The following is a 19,013-nucleotide window of genomic DNA, read 5'->3' on the forward strand; positions in this document are numbered from 1 at the left end:
TTAGTTAAAAACTTGAGCTGATGATCAGCCTTTTGGCTTTTTCATAGCTTCAAGTTCGGCCCTCAGATACCGACATGCTAACAGACACGTAACACGGACTCACACAGATGTAACATATAGCCCAAAAAACCTCAGAAGTTCCCAGCGCTTGATTTATCCTCAAGTTCCGAGGGCAGCAAACCATACTCTTCTTTGAAGCATTTCGAAAAATAAGAAAGGTTATTGAAGCCCACCTCAAAGGCAATTTCTGTCACGGTGGCGCTCCTCTTCCGGATGAGCTGGTGAGCTCGCTTCAACCGGATGGATCTGATGAACTCGCTGGGCGATTGGTCAGTAAGTGCCTTCAGCTTACGGTGGAGGTGCATCCGACTCATGGCCATCTCGTCACTCAGCCATTCTACGCTTAATTCCGAACCTGCCAGATGCTTCTCCACGAGCGCCACCGCTTTTCTGATAAAAGTTTCGTCCATTGACATGGCTTCTACTGGACTCGGCTCCAACAAGACCTGCTGGCGGATTCTTTCCCTCAACTTTTGTCTGATATTAATCAGGTTGTCAATCCGCACGGCCAACTCTTTTCCGTCAAATGGCTTGGTTAAATAGTCATCAGCTCCTGTTACAAGCCCTTCAATTTTATCTTGACTGTCGGCCCGGGCGGTCAGAAGCACAACAGGAATATGTGAAGTGGCTACATGTTCCTTCAATTTCTTCGTCAATGTATATCCATCCATGACCGGCATCATTATATCGCTGATGATCAAATCGGGTACCTTTTCTTTGGACATAGCCAACCCTTCTTCTCCATCGCCTGCTTCAAGAATTCTAAACTGTCCCTCCAGTTGGCTTTTGATATAGGTTCTCACATCCGAGTTGTCTTCAATCACCAACACGACGAGACGGCCATCGTCAGCCACTACACTATTCTCTGTCAAAACTTTGCTTTTAGCCGGCTTTGTGGCAACATCGACGGTCACTTTTTCTGCAACAATTTCGTCTTTCCCAAAGTGAGCACTTCCTTTAAGCAATTTGACCGTAAACACTGTACCCTTCTCTCTGGTGCTATTGACACTAATTGACCCATGATGAAGCTCAACAAGTTCCCGGGTCAGCGCCAGCCCGATCCCTGAACCTTCCTGAAATCTAGTCGTTGAGCTATCTACCTGATAAAACCTCTCGAAAATATTTTTCAGTTGATCTTCAGGGATTCCAATGCCTGAATCCGCCACATCAATTTCGACGGATTCTTGTAATTCTCTTATGGTCAAACTGATGCTTCCGCCGTCTTCTGTGAACTTAATTGCGTTAGTGATTAGATTAAAAAAGACTTTTTCAATTTTGTCGACATCAAAAAAAATGTCCAGCGAGTCTACCTCCGAGTAAATAGACAACGTCAACCCTCGGCGATCTGCCAGCGAGTCAAATGATCTGGTCAGGCCTTTCACAAATGATACCAAATCATATTTTGCAGCTTCTAACTTCAGCAAGCCGGTCTCCAGCTTCGACAGATCCAAAAGCTGGTTGATCAAGCGCAAAAGCCGGTCGGCGTTGGACTTCATCATGCTCAGCACGCTGCCCGGCATCACTGCATCGTTGCCATCCGCCCGATCGTTTAGCGGGCCAAGTATTAGGGTGAGCGGTGTTCGAAACTCATGGGAAATATTGGCAAAGAAGTTAGATTTCACTTTGTCCATTTCCTGAAGCTGCCTGGCCTGCTCCTTAAGCTGTGCATTCTTTTGCTCGATTTCTTGTGTTCGCTGTCCTACAATGCGTTCAAGCACCAATTTTTCTTCTTTAAGTTGTTTGGAGCGCCGACGAATAATGAACTGTATCGTTCCCACAAACAACGCCAGGTAAATGACAAATGCCCACCAGGTGCGATACCATGGCGGAAGGATCAAAAAAGCATAGGAATCAACCTTTCCCTGCACACCATAAATGTTTCTCCCTCGTACATAGAAAGTATAAGACCCTTCAGATAAGTTCGTAAAGTCTTTTTGTGTCTCCGTTGTCCAGGCCGACCAGTCTTCATCATATCCTCCCAGCATAGTCTGGTATTCGTTTTTTTCTGCAAAGTCGAAACTGGTCGCCGCAAATTGAAACCGAATGAAATTGTTCGGAAACTCCAATTTGGGGACTTTCAGTGCTTTTTCCTTCTGGTTCCCACCAAAAATCAGGGAATCATTTTTGGTGATAACCCGCCTTATGAGTGTATTGAAAGGTCTATCATAATTAACAGAGACGCTATGGTCATGTCGCAACAAAAGATCGTTACCACCCAGCCAGGTAATGCCATTAGGCTCTGAATAGATGTAAAAAAGGTTGACGTCTTCCAATCCCGCAAAGGCGTTATTCGCCCAGGCGTACTTTCCATCTTCTCCCCTTTTTGCATAGCCAGTATCCCTAACCTTCTTATCACGATTGTATATATGTATCCATGCTCTACCATCAGTCCCTTCCTCAAAGAAATAGGCGGCATGAGAGCCATTGGCCAGCATATCTCCAAAAGTAGAATCAGGTCGAAATTTATTCAGCCCAGCATCAAACTGAAAAATACCACGGTGGGTGACTATAACCTTACCTCCTCCGTATGGATAAACGAAATTTTCAACCATGGAGGGCAGGCCTCCCAGCGTATCATACAGCTGCGCCTCCTGAATCTCAAGCGGTGAGCCCGGATCCGTTTTCAGTCGATAAATACCACGATGAAAGGTGCTAATCCAAAGAATACTATCCACGACCAGCATTCGGCGAATTTCCCCTCCGACATCAGGTAGTTTTCCAAGACTCTCCCATTTTCCGCCTTTCACTTCGAACACTGCCACGCCATCGGTAGTGCCGCCGTAAACAATGTTTGGGTTTTGAGGAGATTGATAAAGTTGGCGATATCCCTGAGGAGCTACAGGAACTTGCTCGAAGCCGCTTTTAGTCAATACCTTAATGCCAAAATCGGTGGCAACTACTAAAGAACGGTCGACCGTCAGAAAAGACCAGGCGCTATTGGCCCCCTCAATGCCGCTCAACATTGCACCGTCCTTATCATTCCGTATTGTTGAGACTTCATGGCCCGTTGCTACATATAGTTCATTGTCATGCCTGATAATGGCATTCACTATGCCACGAACACCATTTTTTTGGTCAAAACGAGTAATTGGAGATGCAACGTCAACCTTACTTATTCCGTTGTCGAGCGCCAACCATACGGCACCACCATCATCAACAAATGCAGCGTGAACCGCATCATTTTGAAGCCCGTTCCCAGCATGAAGTCTGTATTTTAACTCCCCACCACCGGTAACTACTACGGCTCCCCCCAATATGGTACTTAGCATCATGCTTCCATCCTCAAGCCAAATGCCATGATAAAGTAGGCTTTCCTTAAGAAAAGCATCAATTTCAGTGGGAAACGCCGAAAATTCTGTCCCGTCGAAGTGGTAAAGTCCATCATTTGCTGTCCCAATGACCAAGCCCCCACCAGCTTTATTCCCAAGCATAAAATAGAATCGCTTGTCCATCAGTTTCTCGCTCCCCGGCACCAGCTGCAGCGAGTCTGCCACAAGCTTCAGAAGACCCACATTTCGCTGCTGCACATAGAAATCATTGTTTACAAAAAATGAGATGCCGAATGTGTTTTCGCCCGACTGCCAGGTCTTCATTTTTGACCCATCCCATCGGAAAATGTGACTATACCCACAAAAATAAGTCCCTTCAGGTGTAGAGAAGGTTCTTCGTATATTTCTAAAGTCCCTATTTTCCTCCCCCACTTCAGACTTGAGGGATACAAACTGCATTTGTCCGATTGAATCCGGTGCCAGATAGCCGATTTCGTCGTAGCCGCCAGCAAAAATTCTATTACTTTCATCCTTAGCGAGAGAGAAAAACAGGCCGGTTTTAGTTTCAATTATCCTCCATCGAACGCCATCAAATTCTAAAACCCCATTGGTATTGGCAAAGTACAGTATTCCTTTTTCATCCTGAATCGTGGCCCAGTTTTGAGCGTGCCCTCCAGTTTCTTTATGGCTGAAATTCGTTATTAGTGGAATCCCCATCTCATTGCGGCTTTGCCCAAATAGGTTTTGCCAGCAAAAAAAAATGATGAGTACCATGAGACCTCTGAAAGCAAGTTTCATACGATCGAAGGTTAGATTGCAGATGCAATTTGTCGGCTGAGCGGCTATAACAGATTAGAACTTAACGCATAATCTACTGAAATACCACTACTTGTGTTAAAAAATTTGCCAATCAGAATGGCATGTGAATCCAGGTTACTTCTTCACTATCAACCTGAATGAGACTATCTCTACTCCATTCCCATGCTTGTCAAAAAATCGCAATATATATAGGCCGTTTTTAACATCTGTCAAATCCAATACAGTCTGCTGGCTGGTGCCCTGCCGCACCGCTTTTGACATTATCGTCTGACCGTTCAAATCCATAAGCTCTGCGACAACCTCGCCCTTTACAAGCTTCTCGTACCGTATCGTGATATAGTCATCCGCCGGGTTAGGGTACACCGTCAGCCCCTTGAAGTAATCCAAATAGATGCCCGTCTCTTCCACCTTGGTCACCACAATGCTGGTTGGCGTAGCCAACGCATTGATACGGATGCTGTTCTGCTCAACGCCTGTGCCACCGCCAAGCTGAAAATCGATAAAAGAAGTAGGATCCATCGGAATACCCGGATACTGAATATTAACACGATAGTCACCATCAGGAAGGTTGTTCATCTCAAACTGACCCGTTTCATCTGTTTGAACATAGGCGATCAGCTCATAGTCATCTTCATTGTCCTTCGCCCTGAACCGGGAACGGCTCACACTCACGCCTGCTCCCTGCACACGGCTGCGGTCAAGCACCTTGCCGCCAGTGTCCCCAAAGTCCGACTCAAAAAGACCTTTGAACGTGTTGTCTCCATCTGCTGGCGTCAATTCCCTCGGTACGTTAACCATCGTCAACACCAGGTCGCCAATATTGTCTCTTAGCTGGATCAGATCAGCAAACACCCAGTCGATCGTACTACGGTAGTAACTTGGTATGTATTTTTGGTGGTCCTGCTCGGCATACAAAAGATAGTCTCCCAACACTATGTCTTTGATTTCAAAGCCTCCATTGGCTGCGCTGTTGTAAAAACCTGTTGTATCGTACGCTCCGGTCTTTACTCCCAGCAATGCACCATTTGCATTGGCAACGCTAGCGTTGTTCAGGTCGGAGATCAGACCCGTAATCGTGGCGGTGCCCAGCACTTTTTGTACTTCGCTTCGCAAGGTCAGCCCTGCCACTTTGCTGCTGGTTATCTCCAGCTCGTAGCTTCCCATGTTCTCATATCTTATCGGCCCCAGTTGATAGGTGCTGCTGGTTCCTGCTGCTATCGATGAACCATTGTGGTACCACTGGTAGCTATTGGCTGTGCCGCCAACAGGCACCTCTACAGTTACTGCTGTGTTCACAGCTATCTTTTCGTCTCGGGCCTGGCCGGTCAGTTTCTGAGGGGCATAGTTGATACTGGCTATGCCTATGTTGGGCTCCAGGTCGTCAAACTGCAGCCGGTTGTTGCTCACATTTAAGGTGGTAAGCGCTATGATGTTAGTAAGAGTTGGTAAGCTGCTTACCTCATTGTTGGAGATATCAATAACTGTCAGCCTTCGCATGTCACCGAGACGTACCGGTAATTCACCCAGCAGATTGTTGGATGGAAGGGTTATGCCCGTAACACGGTCGTTCGCTACTGTGATCCCAAACCAGGTCGCTATATCAGCCGTGTTCCAGTTTGTATTATTATTCCAGCTATCACCCCCCAGTAGGTTATAAAGCTCGGTCAATATCAGCCTGTCCCGTTCCAGTGAGCTTACCCGAAGTGCCACAGGCAATGTGGTCAACGTAAGGTTGGGCAGCTGGGTGTTGTTAATCTGAGCTGTATAGCTCCCCTCTTCAGCAAATGTTGGAAAGGCTATCGTGTACTCCGGCCCGGTGGCCCCATCGATGACTGTCCCGTTTTTATACCACTGATACTGGTTTGAAGTCCCTGCACTTGTCCGGTCAATTGATAAAGGCTCTCCTCTCTCCTGAAGCAGGTCAACTGCGGTAAACAAGTCCGCTTGCGGTGAGTAGCTAAACGTCGTTACTCCTGCAAACTGCTCCAGCGAACCAAAGTCCAGTCGGTTATTTGACACGTTGAGTGTCTGCAGTGCTGACAGGTTAGCATTGGCTGGCACCGTGGTGATTTGGTTATTGGCCAGATCCAGCTGCACCAAAGCATTTAGCTCGGTGCCGGTCATCGTTGGGAAAGCTCCCGTCACGTTGTTGGAGGGAAGGTTCAGGGCCGTCACCCGGCTGTTCTCAACAACAACACCCGACCAACCTCTCACCTGAGCTGCTTTCCAGTTTGCTGAATTTGTCCAGCCGGCGCCTCCCATTTCATCATAGATTTTCACAAGGGCTGTTGAGTCCTCCGTCAACTCGTCAGATTTTAATGTCTTGACCTCAAGGGTATCTGAATAGGCAGTTTCACCATCTGCATTGAATGCCTTTATCCTCATGAAATAGCTCGTGGCATGGTAAAGACCAGTCACTGAGGCCACGGTGTCGGCAGTCTCAAAGGGATTGTAGCCTGGCAAATAGTTTGTAAAGAGTCCGTCGGTTGCTATTTCCAGCCTGTAGCCATCAACAGCCTCTGAAGCGGACCAGTTGGCCTGAAAACCAAAGCTTGTAATGTTGGTTGCAGCCAGCCAGGTGGGCGTCAAATCTATTGCTTCCAGAACAATGCTGCCCTGAAGAGGGCTAGTCACATTGTAGTTCGTAGTCGCCGTAGTTCCATTGAAGGAGTATATATCATAAAATATCTCTGTGCCTGCAACTTCGCTTAAGGTATCAGAAAAAGTGAGGGCCGTTGCCGATTGAACAACGAATTGTTCACTGTAAATCTCCCCATACACATAGTCTGCGGCGTCCAGCGGGGCCGTGTCAACTATTCCGACCAATCTTCTCAAAATAAGGTAGCTGGCTGCGTCAGCTGCAGCCGTAAACGAGCCCGTCACTACAGCGCCATTCTGAGTCAAGACTAGTCCACTTGCCTGCTCTATGGGAGTACTTGCAAAGCTTAAAACACTTGCAATTACTGGGTTGATGCTGTAAACTGTTTCAGCTCCTGTTCCATTGAAAGCATAAACCAGATAGGTGTAGTCCGTCTCTGGCAGCAAACCAGTATCGGTAAAACTGGTGGCTATGTCAACCTGTATCACTGTATTGTCCGCCGCCGGAGTCGATCCCTGCGTTAGCGGCACACCAGTTACAGGCGTATAGGAAGCAGCGCTGGTCAGCTTTCTGATAACAACATAACCATCTGACCCGAAGCCATTAAAAGAGCCGCTAATAGCATTCGCCTTGTCCTTTGAGATAGCAAGAGCGCCTGCATCAGTCGGGGTAGCGGGGTAAGTAAGGATACTTGAGGTGGCAGAAGTTGCACTATAAATGGTGCTGCTTCCCGTGCCGTTAAATGCATAAACATCGTACGTGTAGTCGGTTGACGGAACCAGGCCTGTATCTGTAAATGAAAATGTTGCCCCTACCTGCACCACGTAGTTGTCGGTGGCGGGCGTTGCTCCCTGAGTGAGGGCTGCACCATTTTGCGGCACATAGGCTGCCGAAGAAGTCAATCTTCGAATAACCACATAGCCTTCAGCTCCTGACGTTGGAAAATTACCAGTGACCTCATTTGCCGAATTTTTTCCCAATGTGAGACCAGTTGGTGCTGTTGGTGTAACCACAGTTGTCACTACCAGTGGGTCACTTATCACGCTAATGCCTGTAACCAGACCAAATGCCACGGAGATGCTTGCATCGTCCATCGAAAATGTCAACGGGGCACCTGTTCCGGTAGCGTCAGCTCGTGAATCAGCAATAAAATAGAAATATTTTCCTGCCACATAAAGGGGCTCATTAGTGAGGTCAAAAGAAGCATTGCTGGCTGTCACCAGAGTAGGGGAAATAATTGCATTATCACCTGTAGTGGCCAGACTATTGTCCGCAGAAATCACTAATTGGAAGTTCTGGAGGTTAGCCTGGGGGTCTTCTGAAAAGTTGTAAGTCAGAGCGGTGAGCTCGGCGTACTGATTAGCTGAAATGAGCGCTTCCAGTAACACAATGCCTGATGACCCGCTGCCAACCGTAACCTCTGAGCCTGTGTTGTTTTGAGCAGTAGCACTAAAAATGGGGCCCGCCTTAAATGTTATCGTTGGGCCACTATAGGTGAATGGATCAACCGTTCCTGTTGAAAAATCAATACCCAACTCGGAAGAGGCAAAACTAATACCCGGTTGGGTGGGGTTCGCCTCAATTTTAGTATCTGCCACAAGGAAAAGGTAATGGTCAGCGGCAGTCAGCACCTCACTGAGAGACTGGAATTCAATATCTGTAATTGACAAAAATGGACTACTGCTTAATAATACATTGTCGCCCCCAGTGGAGAAAAACTGATCTACCGAGTAGTACAGTCTGTAATTCTGGAAACTCTTGCTCAGGTCCACACTTGACGTAAAAGCGACCCTCGTCAATGTGGTTCCAGCAGTGATATTAACAGCTAATCCCGCCACAACAACATCAGGCGTGCCATTGTTAACAGCAGCCACGGGCGTTTCTCCATTATTGGAAGTTACTACAAAAGGACCAGGGCCCACCTGAATTTCATATGTACCAGCGTCGACCTGAGCATTCGAAATACGGGGATTGCCCGCCAAATCCAAAGGCAACACTTCAACAGTATTCGCATCGTTGTCGACGTCAAGGTCGTCAAGCGGAAGGAACGAGATATCGCCGAAATCCTGCGCTGAAGACCCACTTTGGATGGAGAGGTCTCCAGTGCCTGACGAGGTGAAAAGGGGATCTGCTACCGATATATTGGCAGCGGTAATTGTTCCTGCAAAGCCCGAATAATCTCCTATGTTCCAGGAATCCACAACCGAGTTGGAAATGTCAAGATTGGAGCCGTCGTCGATAATATTGATCTGACTACCTGCATTAGCCCAAAGAACACTGTTGCTAATGACAGCGCTGGAAACAAAGCCGCCGGAAGAAACAACTGCTACTCCATCGCTACTGGATGAAGTGGTAAATGTTGTTTGAGTTAAGATCACACTGTGATCAGATGAAGCCGATTTAAAATAAATCCCAGCACCCGGATTCCCAGAGTTATTGTAGAATCTCCCATTTGTGAGGGAAATGTCTGAATCAAGGGATCCAATGGCTCCCCCATTCAGGCCAAACGCACTATTCGTATCGAAATCGACACTGACAGCCAGTAGAGAAGATCCGTTCGAAAGATAAATACCGCCGGCTTCCCACGCTGTGTTGTTGTTAAAATAGCTATTCGAAATCTTAATGATAGCATTGTCGGCATAAATGGCCCCTCCAGTACCAAAGTTGATCACCGAGTTGGAAAGAAATGAAGACTTCTCAATAGTAACGGTGCTATTACCTACATATAAGCCGGCACCGAAATCGTTCTGATTAAGTTGAATGGTGAGGTTGGCCAAAATGGGATCAGCACCTCCTTCGATCTTAATGCCTCCGCCATAGTTATCGGTTCCAAACTCCCCGCTACCGCCACTAATAGTAAAACCGTCAAGCCTTGCATTGTTGCCAGAGCCTCCAATATAAACGACAAGGTAACTGTTGAGAAAATTAGGAGAATCGCCATCAAGACTAGTCACATTAGTCACCGGATCTCGTTGCGAAAGATTTGTTTCTGTCCCGTTAAAGCCCCCATAAACGGATGTTCCCGTTGGGATCACGAAAGGAATAGACGGATCGTCTCCGCTTGGATAGTAATTGCCTGCCGCTACCCAAATCTCCGTACCATCCACCGCTGCGGCAAGTGCACTTTGCAAATCGGTGAAGGCGTCCGTCCAGGTACTTCCATCGTTGTTGCCAACCGCATTCACATCTACATAGGCAAACAACAAAGGATCAGGATTGCCCTGGTGTTCAAAAGCACCCAAATCTACTGTAAAGTTGTAGTATCTGGGGTTCTTTCCTAAATCGTACGGCGCATACTCCAGATAGTCCGCATCCTGATCCTCATCGAATATGTCTATATACCAAGGTTGTTCAAGAACAAAATTGTCGCCGGCATCGATAGCTGGTGATGCCAGCAAAAGGTGATAGTCCTGGTTGGCCGAATTGATAAACAGGGGATCGGTGAGGTAAATATTACTCTCAGTCTCAGCGGCGTAAGCCGTATTGTCCCAATCCTCCACTATGGAGTTCTGGATCGTAAACGCTCCGCCGTCATTAAAGTTTTTCAAACTACCTGCCTGTGCCACCGAGGTATTCCCCCAAAAAATCGAATTATCAATCTGTATGGATGCGCCCGAAAAGAAGTTCAGGGCGCCTGGCCCGTCATTCGAAGCATTGTCAGCAATGGTAGAATTGACCACGATAGAGGTAGACAGGTCGTCGACGACAATCGCCCCACCGTAATCATATGCAAAGTTGCCAGCAAAAAGGTTTTGAAAAGCCTCAAAGTAGCTCTCCTGGAGGTAAATACCTCCGCCGGTTGTAGCTGTAGCTCCATTGTTAAGAAATTTATTGTAATAGCTCACTGAGTTGTCAATCAGGTTTGAGCCATTCATATAAAGCCCGCCGCCAGAAACTGCGTCGTTATATTGAAAGACGCTTCTGTAGATGAATGGCTCCGAAGCGTCCAAATAAGCTCCTCCACCAGTCGTTGCCTGGTTGTTCTGGAAATGGCTGTTAAGGATTGTTATGCTCGTGCCCGTGATATAAGCGCCACCGCCACTTGTTCCGGCATAATTATACTCAACAAACACATTATTAATACTAAATTCAGCCGTTGATGAGTAGATTCCGCCACCATCGCCGGCCGCATTACCCCCGCTAATTGTCAGACCATCTAGGTAAACCCCAGTCACGTTGCTGATGATAACGACGTTATTTGAGTTGTCAGAAATAAAAGAAAAGTTGAAGTCATCGTCGCCGTTGAGGTCACCACTTAAAACCGTCTGCGACGGATCTGCGTACCTCTCACCAAGGCTTCCTTCAATGCCATCAAAACCACCAAAAATACTCAGATCGTTTTGAGTGATCACGAACGAAAGAGATGTGTTGCCCGCATTGATCCCATCAGGCCTGTATACACCGTTGGCCACCCATATCTGGTCACCATCTGCAGCAGCGGCCAGGGCGTCCTGCAAATCCGTATAAGCATTCGTCCACGAAGTTCCGTTATTCAATCCGGATGCATCGGCCTTCACGTAAATGGTTTCGGCCGGATCAGGCACACCTGAAGCTATCCATTCTGTGCCAGTCATGTTCTTCAATTCTCCATTCAATCCATTGCCAGTCAGGTCTGGCAAAACCACCCCAGATACCTCGTCAAATCGATAGTAAGCAAGAAGCCCAGCTTCATTACCCACAAGTGTCGAATATCTGTTGTCATTGATTTCACTCAACGTACGCTCGCCATCCCAGATGCGTACATCATCAATACTTCCTTCAAGGTTGAGAGTGCCTGCAGTCCTTCTGGCTCCAATAGTTAGACGACCGAACGAGTAGGCCGGTGTTCCAAGGGTATTGGTCCCCGTGTCGGTATCGTCAACCCCATCAACATAAATGGTCCCGTCTCCTGCACCACGATACACAACCGCTACATGGTGCCAGACACCATCGTTGTACGTGCCATTAGTTTGCATGGAACCACCGTTAACTACAAGAGTTATTTGATCCCCCAATGATTGCTGAACCGAATATTCCGTATCTGAATTTCCTTTTTCGATGAATACCTTATTACCTGTGGCAGTCGTACTAAACCAAAATTCTATAGTGAAAGCCCCTGCTGGTTCCAATATTGGGCTATCAAACATCTCCACATAGTCGTCCACAGTAAATGGCAAGGCATTTCCCTGGCGGACCATAAAACCGTTCGACACGTAGTAGGAACTTTCACTTCCACCAAAATCCGTCTTGGCCCGGTAGAAGTATTGTGTTCCCGGGGTGAGGGTCACGCTAATATCGACTCCTCCCGATATTCCCACACTAATATTCTGACCTGAAGGCAAGAATGAGCCAAATGCCGGGTCGGTAGATACGTCAACGAGGAGATCTACTGCGCCGGGCGGTGCAATTAAGTTAGGCGTGAAGCCCTCAGTGGTGACGTTCGTGGCATTGTAAATGGCAGGTGGCGCAAGTGTGTTCAAATATAGGGCAATTCGCCCTCCATTGAAGTCATCTGTTCCTGTCATCAGGAGGTCTAAATCACCGTCGTTGTCGAAGTCGCCCCAATCAGCGGTACCATAGATGTAGTTATCAACTTTTATCCCGGAATTCACATAAGTTCCGGAATTGTTGATGTAGATGGTTGTCGTAGGGTCATTGGTTTCGCCAGATCCATTGATAACCAAGTCAAGATCTCCGTCACCATCATAATCACCCCAGGCGAATTCCCCTTCACCATTTTCTAACAGTCCAGCATTACTATCTACAAATACGCCAGCATCATTTCTATAAATAATGGGCGCATTATCGGCGCCTGATCCAGATACAAGCAGGTCAAGATCTCCATCACTATCATAATCACCCCAGGCCACTTTACCAACGGACTTTCCTTCAAGTCCTGCTACGATATCTGTGAATACGCCAGCATCATTTCGATAAATTGTGGTAATTGTGGAGGCATCACTGTCTGTAGTTCCACTACTTACAAGGTCAAGGTCTCCATCACTATCATAGTCGCCCCAAGCCACACCACCCTCATATACACCCGTTACAACTGCGTTGTGATCAACGAACGTTCCAGCATCATTGCGGTAAATAATTGTTGAAGTCAATGCAGGAAAATTACTGTTGTATTTTCCTTGTACCACAAGGTCTAAGTCTCCATCACTATCGAAATCTCCCCAATCAGCTTCAGAGAAAGCAACACCTTGGAAAGTTTCTCCTGCATTTGTAAAAGTCCCAGCATCATTTCTGTATAAAATTGCTAGAGGTACTCCTAAATCGCTGAATCCGGTTAAAAACAAATCAAGGTCACCATCATTGTCATAATCTCCCCAATCGACACTACCCTCATAAGCTCCAGTTAGTGATGCAAAAATATCTTCGAAATTGCCTAAGGAGTTACTAAAGATCTTTGTAATTACTCCTCCGTATTCAAAATCATACCCACTCACTACCACATCAAAATCTCCATCACCATCATAGTCTGCCCAACTTGCAGCACCGTCGACAACGCCTTCCAAAGCTGTTGATTGCTTGATAAATGCGCCTTCAAATGGGCCGGTCTCAATCGTGAAAGACAGTGTATATGGAACTGCCGCTTGGGTCGAAAGGGCAAGTACACCATCTGTTATGGTCACCGTTACTTTCTCTCCAGCAAAAAAATCAACGTCAGGATTTATCGTAAGACTTGTTGTGCCTCCGCCAGAGTACACCGCAGAATGAAGACCTGACCTGCTTCCCATGGCCCGGATATTGGTCGCATTTAGTGTTGTACCATCTAGAGTTGCATCAAAAATCAGAATGATATCATCACTCGCTACAATATTTGTTTCGTTAACAAATGGCGTTGTGGTTGAAACTGTCATTTGCGAAAAGGCTTCTGAAAACGACAAGAAAATAGCGCATACTACTAACAGTATCCTGAAAGGAGGAAAATGGAACTTCGGTGAAGGCATAGTAAACCCTGGAAGAAATAAAAAACCTGAACGAATGAAGTTGGCCAGGTACTCAATTTGAGCCCTTTTAAAAAAATTATTCAATAGCTGAAGGAAACAGTGAAACGTGAACTAAGCGATGAAAAAGTTCGATTAGCACATTCTCTCCTAAACATAAGCTCAAAAGCTAAATTTTACTACTCCGCCAACCAGATTATATAAAAAAAATTCACGATATCTCCTCCAATGATCGGATATGCCCAGGTCTTTAGTCATCTTTTGTCTGTCTCCAGTTTAAAAACTCAACCGATCGCCAATCGAATTAGAGAAATCCTATTTTCTTCTGGGATTATTATATTTCTATGTTGTAACTTGTTCGGTTAAAGCAATCAACCTAAATCTGACGGCTCATGAAGACCCCCATTTTGTTTTTTAAAGGCTTTCTGATTTTTTTTCTGACAATTGCATTTCTGCCGACATCAGCCCAGTATAAGTTTGACAGTAAGCCGTTCAAAAAAACTTTTGAAAAGGCAAAGAAAGCTTATGACGGTTACGACTACGCCACTATCCTTGATCTCGAAGCCGATCTTCTAAAGTTCTCCGAGCCTAAAAAAGATACCCTTACTGCCCTCATTTACTCGTTTTTGGGCGAGTCGTACGATGTGGAGGGCGACCCTATGAAGGCCTATGATTACTACAAAAAGGAATATGCCCTACGACAATCCATTCAGGATAAATCAGAATACAATTATGGCGGTTTGTTGTTCAACCTGGCTTTCTATGCCATGGGGCTTGGCGACTATCAGGAGTCAGAAAAGCTGTTTTTAGAACTGGTCGACGAAGACAAAAAGGCCTATGGAGATAAGAGTGAAGAGTACGCCAGGACAGTGAAAAACCTTGCTGACCTTTACAAGAGCATGGGACGCTACAAAGACAGCGAAACAACACTGAGAAAACTGATGCGAGAGATTGATAGTGATAATCCTAATTATCCTTCGGTGGTCACCAACCTAGCCATTTTATACACCGCTACAGGAGAATACTCGAAATCAGAAAGGACTTTCGAAAGGGCACTAGAGTTGCTGGAAAATAGCGTAGGGAGTGCTTCGGTTGATTATGTGGTTGCATTAAGCAGTTTGAGTTATCTCTATCAGTCAGCAGGCCGCTATTCCGAAGCCGAGGAAACGCTTACAGAGGCTAACTCAATTCTAAACAGACTTCAGGGAGAAAACGAGCAGGTAAAAAGTCTTATTTATAATTATACAGGCACCGTAAAATTCAGAATGGGCCTATACGAGGAAGCCGTCAACTACTTTACACAGGCACTCAAAATAGATTCGACTTTGTACGGAGTAGAGTCTCCTTTGTATGCCTACTCTCTCGACGCACTTGGGTCGGTCTACAATTATATGGGAAATCACACTCAGTCCATCGAAGCATACGAAATGGCAATGCAAATTATTGGTGATGTGATGGGCGCCGATAGCTTCGACTACTCCTACACTCAGGCCAACCTGGCACTTGCATATATCAACGATGGCCAGCTGGAAAAGGCTCTCAGCACGATGACCGAAGTCTTGGCCACCGATAAGGCCGTATTGGGAGGAGATCATCCTGACTACGCCAATAGTGTACACAACATGGGTAATCTTCAGTTCAAGCGAGAAAACTATGGCGAAGCCGATAAGTATTATAGCGAATCTTTAAGAATAAGGAAAAGAGCGCTGGGTGCCACTCATCCAAAATATGCTGAAACGACAAATAAGCTAGCTATCCTTAAATGGGCACAAAAGGACTCAAAAGGTGCTGAAGCATTCTACAAGGAAACATTTGATAACTTTTTCACTCAGATCAACGCTTACTTCCCAATTCTTAGCGAAGACGAAAAAGCAACGTTCTACTATACCAAGTTACGAACTGCCTTCGAAGAGTTTAATTCCTTTGCCATTGATAGGTTCCAGGACAACCCTGCGCTTATTGGCGATATGTACAATATTCAGCTCGCTACTAAAGGCTTGATTCTGTATGCCACCAACAAAGTGCGTGAAAGCATCCTCAACAGTGGTGATACCGTTATCATCAACAAGTACCAGGATTGGATAAGTCAAAAGGAGAAGATCGCCAAGTTATACTCTTCAAACGATGAGGAACTGGACATCAGAAATCGAAAAATTGACTCACTATCTAACATTGCCAATAGCCTTGAAAGGGAGTTAAGTACCGCTTCGGCTGCTTTCTCCAATACGTTTGTGAAGAAAGACTACACCTGGCAAAATGTACGGGACAAGCTTAAGCCTGGAGAAGCTGCTGTAGAAATTATCCGCTTTAGAGAATTCAAGCCCGATTCAAGCGGCATTTTTACAGATAATGTTTTTTACGCAGCATTGATTGTTCGCAGCGACACAAAGGACAACCCTGACCTGGTGATTATAAGAAATGGTAACCAAATGGAAGACCGCTACCTGGCCAACTATAGGAACGCCATCCGGTACAAAATTGAAGAAGACTTCTCTTACGGACTATTCTGGAAGCCTATCGCCAATAAATTAGAAGGCGTCAAAAAGGTGTATTTGTCACCAGATGGGGCCTTTAACCAAATCAGCATCTATACCCTGCGAAACCCAGATACCGGCAATTACACGCTCGACGAAATAGAGATTCAGGTAGTAACCAATACCAAAGACCTCGTAGAGGAAAGAAAACAGTCGGCCTTACAAACTAAGGACGGCAAAGCAGTGCTCATAGGCTATCCCAACTATAACAAAGGCGCCTTTGAAGACATAAAAGCTGAAGAAGCCATTGCTTCCAGCGTAGTGGCAGCTGCCGCTGAAGGCGGTGGAGATAGCCGGGGGGTGCGGGGAACCAGAGGCACTCGTGGAACACGGGGGTCGAGAGGTTCAGATGGTGAAGAAAGCGCTAGCCGTGGTTTGACAAGGGGAGCTTCCAGGGGCCTTCCACGAGGAATCAGAGGAAACCTCAACCGCTACATCAACAGTGACGACCTGCTTGCGCTTCTCCCGGGAACAAAAGTAGAGGTGGAAAAAATTAACGCCCTTTACACCTCGAGCAAAACTTCATCGGAAGTTGTGCTGGGCGACAATGCTATCGAGACATCGCTTAAGAGTGTCAAATATCCCCGCACTTTACATGTGGCCACGCACGGGTTTTTCCTTGAGGATCCTAAGCCTGAAGAGGCTATCGACACTAAGTATATTGAGAACCCGCTTCTTAAGTCGGGTCTGGTGTTTGCAGGAGCCAATAGCTTTCTGGCAACCGGCGAAATGACAGACGACGACGGTATTCTAACTGCCTACGAAGCAATGAACCTCAACCTTGATGGTACTGAGTTAGTAGTACTATCTGCCTGCGAAACGGGTCTTGGCGAAGTACAAAACGGCGAGGGTGTTTACGGACTACAGAGGGCATTCAGAGTGGCCGGAGCCAAAAGCATGATCATGTCGATGTGGACAGTAGATGACGATGCCACACAAGAACTCATGACTCACTTTTATGAAAATTGGCTTAAGACAGGCGATAAGCATGCTTCATTTATCAATGCGCAAAAGTCGCTGAAGAAAAAATACCCTGAGCCTTACTACTGGGGTGCGTTCATAATGGTGGGTGAGTAAAAACCCCTTCCAATAGAAAAGTGAGAACCCTTCTGTCTGCGGCAGAGGGGTTTTTTATTTGAACATCGGAGGATGCTGAACGTGAAAGTCAGTCAGCGCCTGAATCTGGGCCCCAAAGGCCACCAGCTCTTCCTCTTCAAATAAATGACCGACCAGGGTAAGGCTTGTTGGTCTCGATTTGTAGTCGAAGCCTGTGGGAAATGCCAGCGCCGGATGACCTGTCAGGTTCGTTATCAGTAGCTGGCGGCTGAACGTCGGTGCAATGAGTATGTCTATTTCAGCCATCGTTTCATCCATTTTGTCCATCAACACCTGTCGATGCCTATTGGCCTGAAGGTATTCCACTGCCGGTATAAACCTTGATTGTCGTAGCGAATTAGCCCTTGATCCGCCCGTCTGCTCAACCATTTTATCGACGCCGTGGCTCCGCACCAGCTCGTCGAAAAAAGCACCGGCCTCGGCCCTAAGGATCACATCAAAAGAGCTGTAGGGGATTGAATCCTCCGCAGGCAACTCAATCTCCTGCATTTCATAGCCTGCCTCCATTAGCCCATTGAGCAGGGCAATGGCATTTTTCCCCAACTCTGTGCTGTCGCTCTCCATCATGCCCTTCAAATAGCCCACTCGCAGCGATTTGGCCGAGAGCACCGCCGGATGCTGCAGCTGGACATCATCGACAGTAAGATCAAGGTTGTCAGGTCCCATAATGGCCTCTAACACAATGGCACAGTCCATGGCCGTTTTGGTAATTGGCCCAGGCTTGTCCATACTCCAGCTCAGGCTCATGCAGCCGTATCGGCTCACCCTTCCAAAAGTGGGGCGCAACCCGGTCACGCCACAACGGGACGATGGGCTTACAATAGAGCCAAGTGTTTCCGTACCGATACCAAATGGCACCAGCCCTGCAGCCACTGCCGACCCCACTCCGGCCGAGGAGCCGCTGGCTCCCTGCGTGGTATCCCAGGGGTTTTTCGTTTGTCCACCAAACCAAACGTCGCCACGGGCAAGAGCACCTGAGGTGAGCTTCGCAACCAGCACGGCCCCGGCCTCCTCAAGCTTTGTTACCACTGTAGCATTGTAATCCAGCACCTGATGCTCGTACGGCTTTGAGCCCCAGGTGGTGGGGTAACCTTGCACCGCAAACAAATCCTTAATGCCGTAGGGTATGCCATGCAAAGGGCCCCTGTATTTACCTTCGGCAAGCTCTTCGTCCATTTTTCGAGCCTGGGCCAAAGCAAGCTCCTCGGTTACGGTTATCACCGCCAGCAGTGTTGGGTCGTATTGCTTAATCCGGCTGAGAAATAGCTGAGTCAGCTCGACTGAAGAAACTTTCTTTGCTTTGATTAGGGCAGCCAGTTGTTCAACATTTAAAAAAGCCAGCTCCTCTTCAGAAACTGCGTCCGGATTGGCTTCCACAGACCAATCGATTTTTTTGTGCTGTTCTTTGGAGCCCGTCCGATAATTGGTGGTGAAAAGCAGAGGCGGCACAGTTGTCTCGGGCAACCGAAGGCTTCTCATCGCTTCATAACCCGTCAGGTTCCTTTCCAGATAGGCGAACATGGTGTCCACATCGCCTTTGCCGAATTGCAGACCGATAAGCTTTTGTGCGGAGCCTATGTCCTTCCTGGAAAACGGATGTCTGGAGGCTACAAAAAAACCGCTTCCAAAACTCAAAACCACCAGCAGCAGCAAAACTACTCTTCTCTTCATGGAATATTTTTCG

Annotated in this window: 4 protein-coding genes; 1 reads left to right on the top strand and 3 read right to left on the bottom strand. The window is 46.9% G+C overall.

Features of this window, described 5'->3' with window-relative positions; all coding sequences use genetic code 11:
- Nucleotides 1-131: 131 nt before the first annotated feature.
- Together RT717_RS23835 and RT717_RS23840 are read right to left on the bottom strand one after the other, a co-directional pair.
- Nucleotides 132-4,127: a hybrid sensor histidine kinase/response regulator transcription factor gene (locus tag RT717_RS23835; protein ID WP_317488848.1), complete on the bottom strand. Its 3,996-nt coding sequence runs from the start codon at nucleotides 4,125-4,127 to the stop codon at nucleotides 132-134.
- Nucleotides 4,128-4,262: 135 nt separating this feature from the next.
- The gene (locus RT717_RS23840; protein ID WP_317488849.1) at nucleotides 4,263-13,592 is read right to left on the bottom strand and encodes a LamG-like jellyroll fold domain-containing protein; all 9,330 of its coding nucleotides are present in this window, start codon (nucleotides 13,590-13,592) and stop codon (nucleotides 4,263-4,265) included.
- Nucleotides 13,593-14,071: 479 nt separating this feature from the next.
- On the opposite strand from RT717_RS23840, the gene RT717_RS23845 reads away from it, so the two are divergent.
- Entirely contained in the window at nucleotides 14,072-17,290 is a 3,219-nt protein-coding gene (locus tag RT717_RS23845; RefSeq protein ID WP_317488850.1) for a CHAT domain-containing protein, read from the top strand.
- Nucleotides 17,291-17,344: 54 nt separating this feature from the next.
- Here RT717_RS23845 and RT717_RS23850 read toward each other — a convergent pair whose 3' ends face one another.
- Nucleotides 17,345-19,000, bottom strand: a complete 1,656-nt coding sequence (locus RT717_RS23850) for an amidase (protein ID WP_317488851.1) — start codon at nucleotides 18,998-19,000, stop codon at nucleotides 17,345-17,347.
- Between the last annotated feature and the right edge of the window lie 13 nt (nucleotides 19,001-19,013).

This window comes from Imperialibacter roseus (assembly GCF_032999765.1).
Taxonomy (GTDB): Bacteria; Bacteroidota; Bacteroidia; order Cytophagales; family Cyclobacteriaceae; genus Imperialibacter; species Imperialibacter roseus.